The following is a 15,830-nucleotide window of genomic DNA, read 5'->3' on the forward strand; positions in this document are numbered from 1 at the left end:
ACCCACCCCCCCCGCCCACCCCCCTCCCCCCCTGCTCCTGAGAACCGGGGGCCGGCGGGCGCAGCCCCCGAAACCCACCCACCCCGGCCACATCCAGCCTGTCCGGCGCTTGAGGACCGGGGGCCCGGGGGCGGAGCCCCCGGTTACGGGAAGGGGCGGGATCGGGGAAAGGACAGCCCCCCCCAACGGCGCCGGGGGCCGAGGCGCACACACGCCCCGGCCCCCGGCCACCCCGCACCCGCCTACCCGGCAAGCGCAGCCACCCGCACAGCGGGCATCCGCCGCACAACGGCCTCCCTCTCCGCCGCGTCCAACTGCACGATCAGCGCCTCCCGCGCCCGCGCCACCCGCGACCGCACCGTCCCCACCGGACACCCGGCGACGACGGCAGCCTCCGCATACGGCAACCCCAGCAGCTGCGTCAGCACGAACGCCTCCCGCCGCTCGTAGGGCAAACGATCCAGCAGCTGCGACAGGGCGACGCCTTCGTCGAAGCCCGGCAGCTCCGCCGACTGCGCCCGCTCGGCGGCCGACTGCCAGTCGTCCGTGTCGGACAGCCGCGGCCGCGCCGCCTGGAACCGCAGCCGGTCCACGACCGTACGGCGCGCGATGGACAGCAGCCACGTACGGGCCGACGAGCGCCCCTCGAAGCGCGGCAGCGACCGCAGGGCCCGCAGGAACGTCTCCTGCACAAGATCATCGGCACCCTGCGGATCGTTGCTCAGGCGCGCCACGTACCGCCGCACGTCGCCCTGCGTGGCGCGGATGAACCGTTCCACCGCGTCGGCGTCGCCGCCGCGCGCCGCCAGGGCCCAGGCGGTCACCGTCTCGTCGTCACGCACGACGGCCCCCGGTGGGGAGGGCCGTACCCGTGCCGGGGACGATGGCGGGGTGCATTGCAGTGAGTTTCGTACCGCTATATCCGCGCGCGTCGACGGCGAGGAGCTGCCGCCGGGCATCTCCCCGGCGGCACTCGACGCGCATCTGGGCAGCTGCGCCGAGTGCCGCGAATGGGGCGCGCGGGCCCGCAGGCTGAAGGGGCTGGCGGTGGGCCTGGGCCTCATGTGAGAGGCCGGGCTGTGTGAGGGCAGGGGTCATCGCCCTGGGTCCTTCCTGAAATCCGGGCGCCCGGCACTGAGGGAACGTGCGGCGGGCCGGCCCGGTGACGTGATCCGACCTGGTCGGTCGCACGCCGGCCGGCCCCCGAGGGGGTCAGCAGGCGGCGACGCGGGCCGGCGGACCACGCGTGGCCAGGACGTGGGCGTACAGCAGCTGGCGCAGCCGCTGGTCGGCGCGGTCGAGGCGGGCGCGGACGCGGGGCGGGCCCGTGCGTACCGGTACGTCGTGGAAGAGGAAGAGCAGCGGCGCGCGGAGGCGGGCGCCGATGGTCCGGCCGAGCCGGAAGGCGGCCTGTTCGCCGCCGGAGAGCCAGGCGCCGCAGATCACGGCGACGAGGATGTGGGCGGACCACATGCCGAGGGCGCCATGGCCGCCGTGCATGCCGCCCATGGCGTGATCCATGGGCGGCATGGAGCCGTCCATGGCCGCGGGGCCGCCGCCGCCCATGGCGTGGCCCGTCCCGCCGCACATGGCGGACGAGCCCAGGGCGCCGAGGTCCACGACCACTCCACCGGCCGCGTGGGCGGCTTCCCGGGCCGCGTTCTGGGCGACGTTCTGGGCGAGGGTGAAGAAGGAGTGGAGCCCGGTCTGGGCGCCGACCGTGGCGAGCGTGATCAGGAGGGGGCCGCGTTCGCGGCCGGCCAGGAACCAGGCGCAGGCGCCGGTCGTCGACAGCGCGACGGCGATGGCCCACCACGGGACGGTGGCCTGGGACATGACGGCGTGGCCCAGGGCGGCGAGCAGCACGCAGACCGCTGCGAACACACCGGCTCGCAGCGCACGTGGACCTTGCCCGGTCTCCTGCCCTGCTCTCATGACGGAGACATCGTTGCACCCGCCCCGCGCGGCCCGACGGCGGGGGGCGCGCTGACGCCCGTACGACCCCCCGCTCGGGCGCATGGCTCCGCCCCGTACCGTCCGCCCGGCGGTACGGGGCGGTGGGCCGCCGGCTCGGGGGGAATGACCGGCAACCCGGTCCCGTCGCGCCAGTGGGACTCGCGCTGTCGAGTGAACCGCGCGAAGAGCCCGGGCGGCAGCGTGTGGAGGGGGGTGGTCGCGGGTGCGCGGCGCACACCCCGTGTGGATTGCGGACTTCCGGTAGGCGGCGGGCAGGGTCGCTTGCCGGGCCGGTGGCGCCCGCCGGGCGGAGAACGCCCGCTGGACCCGCGGCGCCCGCCGGACCCCTGGCACCCGCCGGGCCGGTAGCGCCCGCCCAGCGGAGATCCCCCGCTGGGCCCCTGGCTGCTGCCGGGCCGGTGTCGCCTGCCGGGCCGTGGCGCCAGCCGGGCTGGGATCGCCCGCCGGGCCGGTGGCGCCCGCCGGACCCCTGGCGCCCGCCGAACGGAGAGCACCCGCCGGGCCGGTCCCCTGTCGCCCGCGCCAGCCGGCCGCTGCGCGGCCGTGCCGCCCGCCGCCCGCCGCCCGTTCTCACACCTCGCGCTCCCAGACCAGCCTTCAGCGCTCCGCGCGGGCGGCACCGAGGGCGGGAGCGGGCTCGGGGGGCCGTACGGCGAGGCTCGCCCCGCAGCCGGTGCAGAGCCGGTGTGCGGTGAGCCCGTCGTGCCAGGGGCGTGTGCCGCGGCCCGGGCCGCACACCGGGCATGCGGACAGGTCTCCGGCGGGGGCGCGGAGAATGAGCGGCATCACCGCCGCGAGCGGTTCGGCCGGGTGGCACTCCGGGTCGGGGTACCGCAGCACGCGCCGCAGTGCGGGCGGGTCGGGAACGCGTACGCCGGCGGCCTTCTGCGCACGGCGGCGGACCTGCCACCCACGGAACTCCGCCCGCCAGATCTCCCGCGCGGCGTGCAGCTCCTCGACCGCCCGCACCACCGCCTCCGGGTCCATCCCGGGCGCGGCCGGAATCCCGGCGCTGCGGCACAGGTGGTGGTAGGTCGCGGAGAAGCCGTACGGGGCGAACTCCCCGAGGCAGGTGCGCAGCGCGCCGAAGCGCCGCACCGGTGAGCGCGTACGGTCGTGCGCCCGCAGGCGGTGTGTGGCGAAGCTGCCCATCCGCCCGAGCGTAGTCAGCCCTCAGGCCCGGTCGCCGCTCCGCCGGCGCGGCAGCCACGCGGCGGTGCCCTTCTCGCCGAAGCGGCTGCCGATCGCCCCCTTGATGACGGAGAGCGCGGCGGGCAGTGAGGCGATGGCGGCGGCCTTGATCGCCGAGACGTCGGTGAGATCGAATCCGTCGGCTATGAGCAGACCGAGGAAGGTGGTCACGTAGGCGGCGAGGGTACGTTCGGCGATGTCGACAAGCACCTTGCGCATGAATGTGTTTCCGTTTCAGGGAGTTCTCGGAGGGCTTCGGACGTGCGGCGAGGAGCGGGAGTTGATCCGTCCTCAGGTGGCAGACTCGCTGTTGTGACGTGTGCACCGCAAGCCCCTCCGGCGGGCCAGGAGGCGGCTGCTCCACGGCTGTTCGACGCCAAGGCGTGCAGCAGTATCGTCACGGCGACGGCCGGCGCGGACCGTCGCTCCACCGAGCCCGGACCGCGAGGAGGGGCCCCATGGACGACACGGTCAACCCCTGGCTGGCGCTGGCGTGCGGCGTCGATCCCGCCGAGCGATGCCGTGCGGTCCGCGGCGCGCACGCCGCGTTCGTCTCCGGCGGCGAGCTGAACCCGCACGTGCGCACGGTGGTCGCCGACTCCTGGCGCCGCTCCGCGGCCGCCCTGCCCGCACCGGAGTTCACGGTTCCGGTCGATCTGGCCGACGCCGCGCTGGAGAGCCACCGCCGGGCGCATCCGCTCGCACGGGCCATGCCGCTCTTCCGTGAACTGCTCGGTTCCATCGCCGACGACGGGGCCCATCTGCTCGCGGTCTGCGACGCGAGGGGCCGCATGCTGTGGGTGGAGGGGCACCGGGGCGTACGGAAGCGCGCCGAGGGCATGAACTTCGTTCCGGGCGCCCTCTGGGACGAGCGGCACGCCGGCACCAACGCACCCGGCACGGCGCTCGCCCTGGACCACGCCGTACAGATCTTCGCCACCGAGCACTACAACCGCCGGGTCCAGCCGTGGACGTGCGCCGCCGCCCCCGTCCACGACCCGTGCACCGGGCGGCTGCTCGGCGCGGTGGACATCACCGGCGGCGACCATCTGGCGGGCCCGCACAGCCTGGCCCTGGTCCAGGCGACCGCACGGGCGGCGGAGGCACAGCTGGCGGATGCCGCGGCCGGACCGCGCCACACGCTGTCCGTACTGGGCCGGGACGAGGCCCTCCTGGTGGCGGACGGCCGGCGATTACGGCTGGGCAGACGGCACAGCGAGATCCTCGCCCTGCTGGCGGCCCACCCCGACGGCCTGCCCGGCGACCGCCTGGCCGTGGCCCTGTACGGCGAACGCCCGGTGCCCGCGGTCACCCTGCGGGCGGAGCTGTCGCGGCTGCGCCGCCTGGCGGGCGAACTGGTGGCTTCGCGCCCGTACCGGCTGAACGTCGCGCTGGACACGGACGTGGCGGCGGTGCAACGGGAGTTGGATGCCGGGGACCTCCGGGCGGCCCTGCACGCGTACGACGGCCCGCTCCTCCCCCTCTCCGAGGCGCCGGGCGTGTGCCGGATGCGCCGGCTGCTGGAGGACCGGCTGCGGCGGATGGTGCTGGGCAGCGCCGACGCGGGGGCACTGCAGCTGTGGGCGGACAGCCCGTGGGGCGAGGACGACCTCGAGGTGTGGGAGCGGCTGCTGGCCGCGCTCCCGGAGAGCGCGGCGCACCGCGGCTCGGTGGCGGCGCGGGCCCGGCGCCTGCGTGCAACGTTCGCGCAACCCGCGCGCGGCTAGCGTCCTGACGGCGCCGGCACGCCACCGCGCGCCCTGCGCACCCCTCGCACCCGTCACGAAAGGGCCACTCCACCATGACCCGCTACGCCAACCCGGGCTCCCCCGAAGCCGTCGTCACCTTCCGGCCGCGCTACGACCACTGGATCGGCGGCGAGTACGTACCGCCCAAGCAGGGCGGCTACTTCGAGAACCCGACCCCCGTCACAGGCCGCCCCTTCACCGAGGTCGCGCGCGGCACCGCCGAGGACGTCGAACGCGCCCTGGACGCCGCCCACGCCGCCGCCCCCGCCTGGGGCCGCACGTCCCCTGCCGAACGCGCCGCTGTGCTGAACGCCATCGCCGACCGCATGGAACGCAACCTCGAGGCCCTCGCCGTCGCCGAGTCCTGGGAGAACGGCAAGCCGGTCCGCGAGACCCTCGCGGCCGACATCCCGCTCGCCATCGACCACTTCCGCTACTTCGCCGGCGCGATCCGCGCTCAGGAGGGCAGCCTCTCCGAGCTCGACGAGGACACGGTCGCGTACCACTTCCACGAGCCGCTGGGCGTGGTGGCCCAGATCATCCCGTGGAACTTCCCCCTCCTGATGGCGGCCTGGAAACTGGCCCCGGCCCTGGCGGCAGGCAACGCGGTCGTCCTCAAACCGGCCGAGCAGACCCCGGCCTCGATCCACGTCTGGCTGGACCTGGTGGCGGACCTGCTGCCCCCGGGCGTGGTCAACATCGTCAACGGCTTCGGCGCCGAGGCCGGCAAGCCTCTGGCCTCCAGCCCCCGCGTCGCCAAGATCGCATTCACCGGCGAGACGACGACGGGCCGCCTGATCATGCAGTACGCCTCCGAGAACCTGAAGCCGGTGACGCTCGAACTCGGCGGCAAGAGCCCGAACATCTTCTTCGACGACGTCTCGGCCGCCGACGACGACTTCCTCGACAAGGCCCTGGAAGGCTTCACGATGTTCGCCCTCAACCAGGGCGAGGTCTGCACCTGCCCGTCCCGCGCCCTGATCCAACGCGGCCACTACGCACCGTTCCTGGAAGCGGCCACAGCCCGCACCGAGGCGATCGTCCCCGGCCACCCCCTGGACACGGACACCATGATCGGCGCCCAGGCGTCGAACGACCAGCTGGAGAAGATCCTCTCCTACCTGGACATAGGCCGCCAGGAAGGCGCCCGCACCCTCACCGGCGGCGCCCGCGCCGAACTGGGCGGCGAACTCGAGGGCGGCTACTACGTCCAGCCCACCATCCTCGAGGGCCGCAACGACATGCGCGTCTTCCAGGAAGAAATCTTCGGCCCCGTGGTGGCGGTGACCCCCTTCACGGACTTCACCGACGCCATCACCCTGGCCAACGACACCCTCTACGGCCTGGGCGCCGGCATCTGGACCCGCAACGGCACCACGGCCTACCGCGCGGGCCGGGCCATCCAGGCAGGCCGCGTCTGGACGAACTGCTACCACGCCTACCCGGCCCACGCCGCTTTCGGAGGATATAAGCAGTCGGGGATAGGACGGGAAGGCCACAAGATGATGCTGACCCACTACCAGCAGACGAAGAATCTTCTAGTGAGCTACTCGCCGAAGAAACTGGGCTTCTTCTAAGCGAGCAACAAAGCTGTCAAACGGAAGAGTTGCGGGCCGAGCTTCCTCCCACAGCCAGCAGGACGCAAGCATGCCGCTTGCCCCATTGGGACGCTTCGGCCCAGTTTGCTCATCCGTCTGATCAAGGCTTCCGGCCCAGTCACGGCCCAATGTCGGCTTTGCGCAACCAACGCGGCCCCGGGACAGGCACCGTCGTCTGCGCCTCGTCTCGTTCGGTCGATTGCTGCGTGACCGTGCGTGCGGGGTCGCGTTCATCGGCTATGCGAAAGATCATCACGTGTGGCCGCCGGATTTGGTGTGCTCCGGGAATCGGCATTCTCGGTAGCGTGACCATCTGCCGCATGAGGTGCCCACGTGTCCGGCTGGTCCGTGCGGGGGCTTTCGACCGAGAGTGATGAGGCTGCAATGAGTGAACTGACGAAGCCCGAGGTCGACGTTCCGGAGGGTGACGCTCCTACCGAGCTGACCATCCGGGACCTGGTCGTCGGGGACGGGGCCGAGGTGAAGCCGGGCATGGTGGTCAGGGTCCACTATGTCGGGGTGACCTTCGAGTCCGGGAAGGAGTTCGATGCCTCCTGGGACCGGGGCCAGCCATTCAAGTTCGCCCTGGGCAGTGGCAGGGTCATCAAGGGCTGGGACCGGGGGGTGAGGGGGATGAAGGTCGGCGGTCGGCGCGAGATCATCGTTCCCCCGCGTCTCGGCTACGGCAATCAGTCGCCCTCGCCGTTGATCCCGCCGGGCTCGACCCTGGTCTTCGTGGTGGACCTGCTGGACTCGTATTCCAGCACAGCCGGGTGGAGCAACGCCTAGTGACCCTGGCCGCTCCTCCCCTTCGTCGCGCTGCGCCGCCTCCCGGGGTTGGCGTAGGGGAGCTTGGTAACGGTCGATGGTGACCCTGAAGAGTCCAGCGGAAAGGGAATTCACCCCGCTACCCGGCGGCAGGCGAACACGACACCCGAGGACAGAACACCCATTCCCTGAATTGGCGTCAACTACCCTCCCTGCACTAGAATTTACGTACCAACAAAAGGGGAGGCGCCATCCATGGGCACCAAATTCATTGAGGTAGACGAATCCCACAAGGGTCAGCCCAATGTGGAGGAAGGGGTTAAGACGATCGAGGTCGGCGGTCAGACGATTACGACGCCGATTTTCGTTCAGCGGATCGATTTCGACGACCTCGCGCCCGAGGTGACCGACAATCTGACCACGGTCAAGTTCGCCGTGACGGTGACCGAGGAAATGGAGGACCTGACGGGGGAGGTGGATGAGGACGGTTCTCCGGTGACGGAGATCAAGGAAATCCAGGTGCCCAAGTGGCTCGAGGTCGACCTGGGGGCCGAATCCCTGAAGCAGTACGAGGAGGCCATGGCGCCCTTCTTCGCCGCCGCCCGCGAGACCGAGGCACCGACCGTGCCCGCGCCCCGCAAGCGCCGGAAGAAGTGACCTCGCGCCCCTCTCCTGCCGCCAGGAGAGGGGCTCCGTTGTTCGGAGGCCGTGTGTGCGTCGTGCCGTGTTCTACGGTGTGCCGTGGCCGTCGAGGAAGCGCAGCAGCACAGTGGCCTCCGCGCGGAGCCGCGTGGCTCGGTCCGCATGAACCGGCGCGGTCAACTGGGCCGCGACGTCCAGGCGTTCGGTGGCCTCGGCCCGTACGATAGCCACCACATCGCACTCGCTCAGCTCACGTCGTGCTGCCTCGGTGGCGCCGGCCCCGACCGGCGACTGTTCGAGGGCCATGCCGCGCATGTCGGCTTCGTCCACGGGCACCGCCTCCGCGTTGTCCAGTGCGGCGAGCGTTGCGCGCAAGGCGCTCACCGCTGCCTTGTCGCGGGCGCGCATCGCTTCCGGTAGGGCTTGACGCATACGAATACGTAGGGACATGCCAGGACCCTATGTCCCCGATCGCACCCACTCGGTCGCACCCCACACGCTCGCACCCCACGCGATCGTGCTCGACGTGAGAGAGGTCGGGATCGGTGTGAAACTGGGAGCGGAAGGGGTGATCCCCGTGCCGGATCCACCGCTCGCGCCCGCCGGCCCCGACACCGCCATCGACGAGATTCGGCTGGAAGAGCTGATCATCGAGGCGCAGACCACCCTGCCGGTCGAAATGCCCGGCCTGGCGAACCGGTGCGCCTCGGCCCTCGGTCTGGGCACCGTGCTGATCTACCTCGTCGACCTGCAACAAGAGCTGCTCATCCCACTCGACGAGGCCATGGAGCCGCTGCCGGTGGACCGCTCGTTGGCCGGCTGGGCGTACCGCACGGTCTCCCCGCGCGTGACCGACGCCGACGACGGTGTGGTCGTCTGGCTGCCTCTGATCGACGGTGCGGAGCGGCTGGGCGTGCTGGCGGTGCAGGCGGCCTCGCTCGACGGGGTGCGGCTGCGTCGCAGCCGGATGCTGGCCTATCTGTTCGGCATGCTGATCACTTCCAAGCGCGCCTACAGCGACTGGCTCGCCGCCCGCACCCGCACCGCGACCATGCGGTTGCCGGCCGAGATGCTGCGGGCCTTCCTGCCGTCCCACACCATCGGCAGCAGCAGGTGCGTGTCGACCGCGGTCCTGGAGCCGGCGTACGACGTCGCCGGTGACGCCTTCGACCACTCGGTCGTCAAGGACATCCTGCACACGATGATCCTCGACTCCATGGGTCACGATCTGAACTCCGGTCTGACGACGTCGGTCGCCATGGCCGCGGCGCGCAACGCCCGCCGCGGCGGTGGTGACCTGGCCGACGTCGTCAGCTCCGTCGATCAGGCGCTCGCCCAGTGGCTGCCCGACCATTTCTGCACCGGCGTGCTGTGCCGGCTCGACGCGCTCACCGGGGTGCTGCGCTGGGTCAACTGCGGTCACCCGCCGCCGCTGCTGATCCGTGGCGAGCGGGTGCTCGACGGGGCGCTGGACAGTCCGCCGCAGCCGCCGATCGGCCTGGCCGGCCAACTCGCCCCGGCGCCCCGGCAGGTCCATGAGACGACACTGGAGCCGGGGGACTGCGTCCTGCTCTACACCGACGGTGTCGTGGAGGCTCGCGACGCGGAGGGGGCGGAGTTCGGTCTCGACCGGTTCACCGACTTCATCATCCGCTCCTCCGCCGCCGGCCAGCGCCCGGCAGAGGTACTGCGGCTGCTCATCCACGCCATCCTCGACTACCAGCGCCACCGGCTGCGGGACGACGCGACCATCCTGCTCTTCGAATGGCGCCCGCAGTACCAGTGACGCCGCCCCGCCGTGCCCCCCTACCGGCGGCTCCGCACCAGCAGGTACAGGAAGTACGGCGTGCCGATCACCGCGGTCATGAGGCCGGCGCCGAGTTGGGCCGGTGCGATCACCGTCCGGCCCACCAGGTCCGCGGTGCAGACGAGGAGGGCGCCGAGGAGCACCGCGACCGGAACCACCCGGGCGTGCTGCCGGCCCACGAGGGCACGGGCCGCGTGGGGTGCCACGAGCCCCACGAAGCCGATCGTGCCGGCGGCGGCCACGGCGGTGGCGCTGAGCAGGACGCTGAGGAGGAGGAAGCCGAGGCGTCCGCGTCCCAGGTTCAGGCCGAGCAGCCTCGGGGTGTCCTCGTCCAGCGAGACGAGGTCGAGTTCGGTGCGTCGCGTGAGAGCGACGGCCATGCCCACGGTGAGGACGGCCGCGAGGGGCACCGTGTCGGACAGGGATCTCCCGTAGGTGGAACCCGACAGCCAGGTGAGCGCCTTCGTCGCGTTGAACGGGTCGGTGAGGATGATGAGCAGGCTGACCAGGGCGGTGGAGGCGGTGGCGGCGCCGAATCCGACGAGGACCAGCCGGTTCTGCTGGAATCCGTCCCGCGCGGCGAGCCCGAAGACGAGGACGGAGCTGAGCGCGGCGCCCGCGAACGCCGCGGCGGCCACGCTCCACGACCCGGCCAGGGGCACGGTCGTGACGAGGAGTACGGCGCCCAGCGCGGCGCCGCCGGAGACGCCCAGGGTGGCCGGTTCCGCGAGGGGGTTGCGGGTCACGGCCTGGACGAGGGTGCCGGCGAGGGCGAGCGCCGCACCGGCGAGGAGGGCGGCGAGGACGCGGGGCACCCGGGTGTCGAGGACGAAGGCGGTGGTCCGCCCGGCCCGGCCCTGTGCCCAGTTCAGCACGTCGCCCAGCAGCAGCTTGCTGTCTCCCAGCAGCACGGCGGCGACCGTCACGCCGACGAGCACGACCGCCAGGACGGTCGTGGTGGTGAGGAAGACGGCCCGGCTCCTGATGCGCAGCCGGTCGGGCGCGGTGGCTCCGGCCGTGTCCCGGACCCGGGTCGCCATGACGATCAGGAAGACGGCGCCGACGAGGCTGGTGACGACGCCGGTCGGCACGGCGACCGCCAGGTCCGCCGGTACGACGGCGCGCAGCAGCACGTCGGAGCCGAGCACCAGGGCCGCACCGGTGAGACCCGCGGCGGGCAGGCTCCCGCGCGTCCGGGTGAACCCGCGGAACCTGCGGGCGAGGGGGCGGACGAGGGCGGGAGCGCACAGGCCGACGAAGCCGATGGGTCCGGCGAGGGTGACCGCGGCCGTGGAGAGCAGGGCGGCGAGCACGACGGCGGTGAGCCGGGTGGCCCGGACGGGGACGCCGAGGCCGCGGGCCGCGTCGTCGCCGAGGGCCAGGGCGTCGACACGGCGGGCGAGGAGCAGCAGCCCGATGACGCCGACGATGCCGATCGGCGCCATCTGCAGCACGCCGTCGAACCCGTTCTGGGCGATGCTGCCCTGGTTCCACTGGAAGATGCCGTCCGTCTGCCGGGGGAACAGCAGGAGCAGCCCCTCGGTGGCGGCGGTGAGGCCGAGGGTGAGGGCGCTGCCCGCGAGGACGAGCCGGACGGTGCCGGTGCCCAGGCCGGACAGCCCGAGGACGACGGCCGCTGCCGCGAGGCCGCCGGCGAAGGCGACACCGGAGGAGGCCAGCAGGGGGAGCGAGACGCCGGTGGCGGCGGCGAGGCCGAGGGCGAGGTAGGAGCCCGCGTTGACGGCGAGGGTGTCGGGCGAGGCGAGGACATTGCGGCTGACCGCCTGCAGGGCGGTGCCCGCCACGCCGAGCAGGGCGCCGACGAGCAGGCCGGCGGTCATCCGCGGCAGCCGGGAGGCGATGAGGACGGACGCGTCGGCCGGATCGGACCGGCCGGTGAGCGCCTTCCATATCTCCGGCGTGCCGACGGACGCCGTGCCCTGCGTGATGTCCACGGCCGCGAGGGCCATGACGAGGAGCACCAGGGCGGCCGTCACCGCGGCCGCGCCCGTCCGGGACGTGGTCGCGGGCGGCCGGGTGGCGGGGGTGGTTGCGGTGACGGCCATGGCGTTACTTGGTCAGTGCGGCGACGACGGCGTCGATGTACTTGCTCATCGACTCGGGACCGCCGAACATCCAGATGCCGTCGGGCAGCCGGTGGACATTGCCCTTCTCCACGAACGGCAGGGAGGTCCACACCTTGTCCTGGGCCAGGGCACCGGTGAACGGCGTGCTGTTCTTGTCGCCGTCGCTGCCGATGTAGGCGAAGCGCACGTCGTCGCCCAGCTTGGTGAGGCCCTCGACATCGGTGGAGCCGAGGCCGTAGCTCTCGTCGCCCTTGACCGTCCAGGCGTTCTTCAGGCCGAGCTTGTCGTTGACTCCGCCGATGAGCGAGCCGCTGGTGAAGGGCCGGATGGTCACCTGGTTGGAGACGACGTAGCCGTCGGCGAAGGCGAACTCGGTGCCGGCGCGGCCGGCGTCGGCGAGGGCCTTGCGGCCGGCGTCGATCTTCGTCTGGAACTGCTTCTTGAGCTTGTCGGACTGCTCCGTGGTGCCGGTGGCCCGGGCGATGAGGTCCAGGTTCTTCGTCATCCGCCCGACCGGGTCGGAGGCCTCGGCGGCGCGCACCGCCAGGACGGGGGCGACCTTGCGCAGCTGCTTCATGGCGGCCGCCGGCAGATCGGTGGTGGCGACGATGAGGTCCGGCTTCAGGGCGGCGATGGTGTCCATGCTGGGCTCGCCGCGCGTGCCGATGTCCTTGGGCTCGTTCTTCAGCGGGGCGGCGGTGTCCCAGGTCTTGTAGCCCTTGACGTCGGCGACGCCCACCGGGGCGACGCCCAGCGATATCAGGCTCTCGACGACGTTCCACTCGGTCCCGACGACCTTCTTGGCGGGCCCGTCGAGCTCCACCTTGGCGCCCGTGTCGTCGGTGAGGGCGATGCGCTCGGCGCTCTTCCCGGAGTCGTCGGACGCGGGCTCGGTGGTACCGCAGGCGGCCAGGGTGAGGGCCGCGGCGGTGGCGGCCGCGGTGAGGAGAAGGCGTCTCATGAGGTGGTGCTGAGCCTTTCGCTTCGCGAGTGGTGTCGGCCGATCGCGCGGGTGCGCAGCCGGCCGGTGAGGGGGTCGGTGTCGACCTCGATGCGGATGCCGTAGGTGTCGGTCAGCCGCTGGGGGGTCAGGACGTCCGCGGGGCCGCCGTCGGCGATGACCCGTCCCGCGTGGAGCAGGACGATCCGGTCGGCCACGGCCGCGGCCTGGTCGAGGTCGTGCAGGACGACGCCCACGGCGATCCCGTGGTCGTCGGCCAGGTCGCGCATGAGGTCGAGGAGTTCGACCTGGTACCGCAGGTCGAGGTAGGTCGTCGGCTCGTCGAGCAGGAGTACGCCCGTCTCCTGGGCGAGGCAGCCGGCCAGCCAGACGCGCTGGAGCTGTCCGCCGGAGAGGTGCTCGGCCCCTCGTTCGGCGAGTTCCCCGACGCCCGTCATGGCGAGCGCGCGGTCCACCGCGGCCCGGCCGCCGGGGTCGTCCTTGCCCCAGCGTCCCCGGTGCGGGTAGCGCCCGAAGTCGACGACGTCCCGTACGGTCAGCCCGCTCGGCGTGGGGCGGCCCTGAGTGAGCAGGGCGACGTGGCGCGAGAAGTCACGGGGGCTCAGCGCGAGGCCGTCGGTTTCGCCGTCGATGACGAGCGTGGCGGTCCTGGGCCGCTGCAGCCGCGCGATCGTGCGCAGCAGCGTCGACTTGCCGCTGCCGTTCGGCCCCACCAGGACGGTCACCTCGCCGGGCCGCAGCGTCAAGGAGGCGTCGTGGACGACATCGACGCCCTCGTACGCCACGGTGACACCGGTGGCCGACAGTTCATGACCATGGGGAACCTTGGCCGCCGCGGTCTCTTGAGTTACTCGCACGACGGGAAGGTTAGCCTAACCTTATGAAGCGGAAAAGGGGCTTCCGGATCCAGCCCGTTCCCGGTCCGGCGCGCCTCGGGATTCAGGCTCCGTACGAGTTCACGGAAGGTTCGGCCCACTGCGGCGCATAGGGCTGGGTGAAATAGTCCGCGTCCTTGGGGCGGGCCGCGTCGCGGCCGGCGGGGCGGGGAGCCGGCTCCAGGTGGGGTATGTACTTGGAACAGTGGATATAGGCCTCCTCGACGGTGAGGTGGACCCACATTTCCGGACCGCGCCCGGGCGCGACGTCAGTGGGCAGGCCGGGATGGATGCTGCGCAGGTCGTCGTCGCCGTAGAGATGCGCCACGCCGTTGACGTGAAGTCCCACATGATGGTGGGTGAAGTCCACGAAAAGCATGCCGAGATGAGGATTCTCGAGCATGTTGCCGGCGCTCGCCATCACTCCGTTACCGCGGAATTCGGGGTAGGCGAGCGTCTGGGCGTCGAGTACGTGGACGAATCCCGGCGGCCCGGCCCGAAAGCTGGAATCGCACTCCCCATGGGAGTCGGCGGTGGCCAGGAAGACCATGGCCTGACGACCGATGAAGTCCCGCATCTCGGGCGTCAGATGACGACGCACCTGCCGGTCGTAGAACCGGGCGGCACGGTCGGCGGTGCCGAGATGGTGCTGCAGCTGGTGTTCACCCGCTGATCCGAAAGGCGGCGGCGGCAAGGTCACGAGGGGATCTCCTGGCGGGGCGGATAAGAGGGGTGCGGCTCAGGGGGTGGACAGGACGGGCGTCTCGAACGGGTCGTGGTGGATGCGGTCGGGCCGGGTGCCCTGGAGGGTGAGCGCCTCCTTGGCGGAGACGACCATCTGGGCCGGACCGCTGAGAAAGACGTCGCTCTCGTACCACGGCCCGTACTCGGCCAGTACGTCCGGCAGGGACCCACGGATTCCGGGGATGTACTCGTCGGAGACCGCGGCCCTGATGGTCAGCCAGTGGTGCCGTTGGGCCATCCGGAGCATGTCGTCGACCCCGTACAGCTCGGCCCCGGTCCGGGCGCCGAGGAACAGCTGCACTTGATGACGTCCGCCCCGGCGGGCGACTTCCTCGATGAGCGCGCGGATCGGGGCGAGACCGGTGCCGCCGGCCACGAAGAGCAGTTCTCTGTGTACGGCCGCGTCCAGGACCATGTCGCCCATCGGGGAACCCAGGTGCAGCACGTCCCCCACCGCCGCGCGGTGCACCAGCGCGTCACTGACCGAGCCGCCGGGCACCGCCCGCACGTGGAAGGTGAGCGTGCCGTCCTCGCGAGGCGCGTTGGCGGCGGAGTAATAGCGCCACCGCTTCGGCCACCAAGGCGTCTCGACGCTCACATACTGGCCGGCGGCGTACGGATAGGGCAGGTGGGGGCGTACGGTGATCTCGGCGATGCCATGGCCACGCGTGACACGGTGCACCACCGTGGCGGGCCACACGGCGGGCCGTACCGCCTCGTCCTCCTCGGCCGCGCTGATCATGACGTGGGCGACTATGCCGTACGCCTTCGTCCAGGCGGCGGCGATCTCCGGGGTCCACGCGGAGCCGGCGTACCGGGCCAAGGTGGCGAGGAGGCACTCGCCCACGGCCGGGAAGTGCGCGGCGAGGGTGCCGAACTTTCGGTGATCGCGGCCGAGGTTTCCGCAGAAGCGGACGAGGTTCTCGGCGTCGTCGACCAGGTCCACGATGCGCAACAGCGCGCGCAGGAGGCGATCACGCTGGGGGTCCATCCCTTGCGGGAACATCGGGCGGACTTCGGGGTAGCGAGCGAACAGGATCGCGTAGAAGTAGACCGTTATCTCCCCCGCGTGGGGCTCGACCACGGACAGGGAAGTCCTTATCAGTCCTATTTCGTGGTCCGACAAAGGCGCTTCGGCGGTCTCCGGCTCTCCCGTATGTACGGCCTGGGCAGGTTCTACCGGTTCCGCCGGAAACGGGCGCGCGGACGCGCCGCTCGGACGACGACCGATCCGGAACCTCAAGGGGTCTGCGCTCTTTCGCTGAATCTCCACCGAGAGGAAGCGACATGGGGGTCGAATGGGGCCAACATGAGTCCTCATTGGAGTACAGAGGTGACGAAGCGGACGGAGTGCTTCCGGATGTCACACGATCCTCAATGACGATCACGAAGTGGGGTAGGTCCATACCCACTAGAACTCGGGGCAAGAACT

General features: G+C 71.8%; 16 protein-coding genes. 6 read left to right on the forward strand and 10 right to left on the reverse strand.

Translation table 11 applies throughout. The annotated features are described in order from the left end of the window. Positions 1 to 242: 242 nt before the first annotated feature. Complete coding sequence (locus ABZ956_RS27530; protein WP_361899154.1) at positions 243 to 842, reverse strand: sigma-70 family RNA polymerase sigma factor; 600 nt, start codon at positions 840 to 842, stop codon at positions 243 to 245. On the opposite strand from ABZ956_RS27530, the gene ABZ956_RS27535 reads away from it, so the two are divergent. After that, on the forward strand, positions 766 to 1,068 hold the full coding sequence (locus ABZ956_RS27535; RefSeq protein WP_361899157.1) for a zf-HC2 domain-containing protein: 303 nt from the start codon (positions 766 to 768) through the stop codon (positions 1,066 to 1,068). The two genes, ABZ956_RS27530 and ABZ956_RS27535, sit on opposite strands and share 77 nt — an antisense overlap. Positions 1,069 to 1,212: 144 nt before the next feature. Here ABZ956_RS27535 and ABZ956_RS27540 read toward each other — a convergent pair whose 3' ends face one another. From ABZ956_RS27540 to ABZ956_RS27550, 3 genes are all read right to left on the reverse strand, one after another. Then, complete coding sequence (locus ABZ956_RS27540) at positions 1,213 to 1,884, reverse strand: hypothetical protein (RefSeq protein ID WP_361899164.1); 672 nt, start codon at positions 1,882 to 1,884, stop codon at positions 1,213 to 1,215. A 690-nt stretch (positions 1,885 to 2,574) separates the two neighbouring features. Then, positions 2,575 to 3,129 carry a hypothetical protein gene (locus tag ABZ956_RS27545; RefSeq protein WP_361899167.1) on the reverse strand — a complete coding sequence of 185 codons (555 nt, stop codon included), beginning with the start codon at positions 3,127 to 3,129 and terminating at the stop codon, positions 2,575 to 2,577. A 21-nt stretch (positions 3,130 to 3,150) separates the two neighbouring features. After that, on the reverse strand, positions 3,151 to 3,387 hold the full coding sequence (locus ABZ956_RS27550; protein ID WP_361899170.1) for a holin: 237 nt from the start codon (positions 3,385 to 3,387) through the stop codon (positions 3,151 to 3,153). Between the two features lie 239 nt (positions 3,388 to 3,626). On the opposite strand from ABZ956_RS27550, the gene ABZ956_RS27555 reads away from it, so the two are divergent. From ABZ956_RS27555 to ABZ956_RS27570, 4 genes are all read left to right on the forward strand, one after another. Continuing rightward, on the forward strand, positions 3,627 to 4,895 hold the full coding sequence (locus ABZ956_RS27555; RefSeq protein WP_361899173.1) for a GAF domain-containing protein: 1,269 nt from the start codon (positions 3,627 to 3,629) through the stop codon (positions 4,893 to 4,895). A gap of 74 nt (positions 4,896 to 4,969) precedes the next feature. After that, positions 4,970 to 6,493, forward strand: coding sequence for an aldehyde dehydrogenase (gene adh / locus ABZ956_RS27560; protein ID WP_361899176.1), 1,524 nt, complete (start codon positions 4,970 to 4,972; stop codon positions 6,491 to 6,493). 405 nt (positions 6,494 to 6,898) lie between these two features. Further along, on the forward strand, positions 6,899 to 7,303 hold the full coding sequence (locus ABZ956_RS27565; protein ID WP_058047731.1) for an FKBP-type peptidyl-prolyl cis-trans isomerase: 405 nt from the start codon (positions 6,899 to 6,901) through the stop codon (positions 7,301 to 7,303). 234 nt (positions 7,304 to 7,537) lie between these two features. Beyond that, on the forward strand, positions 7,538 to 7,939 hold the full coding sequence (locus tag ABZ956_RS27570) for a hypothetical protein (protein ID WP_361899179.1): 402 nt from the start codon (positions 7,538 to 7,540) through the stop codon (positions 7,937 to 7,939). Positions 7,940 to 8,011: 72 nt separating this feature from the next. Here the strand turns inward: ABZ956_RS27570 and ABZ956_RS27575 are convergent, their stop codons facing one another. Beyond that, positions 8,012 to 8,332 (reverse strand): hypothetical protein, encoded by a 321-nt coding sequence (locus tag ABZ956_RS27575; RefSeq protein WP_361899356.1) that lies wholly within the window; start codon positions 8,330 to 8,332, stop codon positions 8,012 to 8,014. A gap of 169 nt (positions 8,333 to 8,501) precedes the next feature. On the opposite strand from ABZ956_RS27575, the gene ABZ956_RS27580 reads away from it, so the two are divergent. Next, complete coding sequence (locus ABZ956_RS27580) at positions 8,502 to 9,710, forward strand: PP2C family protein-serine/threonine phosphatase (RefSeq protein WP_361899182.1); 1,209 nt, start codon at positions 8,502 to 8,504, stop codon at positions 9,708 to 9,710. A 20-nt stretch (positions 9,711 to 9,730) separates the two neighbouring features. Here ABZ956_RS27580 and ABZ956_RS27585 read toward each other — a convergent pair whose 3' ends face one another. The 5 genes from ABZ956_RS27585 to ABZ956_RS27605 all read right to left on the reverse strand — a co-directional run bounded on the left by ABZ956_RS27585 (position 9,731) and on the right by ABZ956_RS27605 (position 15,482). After that, positions 9,731 to 11,797 carry an iron ABC transporter permease gene (locus tag ABZ956_RS27585; RefSeq protein WP_361899185.1) on the reverse strand — a complete coding sequence of 689 codons (2,067 nt, stop codon included), beginning with the start codon at positions 11,795 to 11,797 and terminating at the stop codon, positions 9,731 to 9,733. 4 nt (positions 11,798 to 11,801) lie between these two features. Continuing rightward, positions 11,802 to 12,779, reverse strand: a complete 978-nt coding sequence (locus ABZ956_RS27590; protein ID WP_361899188.1) for an iron-siderophore ABC transporter substrate-binding protein — start codon at positions 12,777 to 12,779, stop codon at positions 11,802 to 11,804. Next, complete coding sequence (locus ABZ956_RS27595) at positions 12,776 to 13,636, reverse strand: ABC transporter ATP-binding protein (RefSeq protein WP_361899190.1); 861 nt, start codon at positions 13,634 to 13,636, stop codon at positions 12,776 to 12,778. Before ABZ956_RS27595 ends, ABZ956_RS27590 begins: the two co-directional genes overlap by 4 nt. An 82-nt stretch (positions 13,637 to 13,718) precedes the next feature. Then, positions 13,719 to 14,354 (reverse strand): pyridoxamine 5'-phosphate oxidase family protein, encoded by a 636-nt coding sequence (locus ABZ956_RS27600; RefSeq protein WP_361899192.1) that lies wholly within the window; start codon positions 14,352 to 14,354, stop codon positions 13,719 to 13,721. A 39-nt stretch (positions 14,355 to 14,393) separates the two neighbouring features. Continuing rightward, positions 14,394 to 15,482 (reverse strand): globin domain-containing protein, encoded by a 1,089-nt coding sequence (locus ABZ956_RS27605; protein ID WP_361899195.1) that lies wholly within the window; start codon positions 15,480 to 15,482, stop codon positions 14,394 to 14,396. Positions 15,483 to 15,830: the final 348 nt, after the last annotated feature.

It is taken from the genome of Streptomyces sp. NPDC046261, from assembly GCF_040646235.1.
GTDB lineage: Bacteria > Actinomycetota > Actinomycetes > Streptomycetales > Streptomycetaceae > Streptomyces.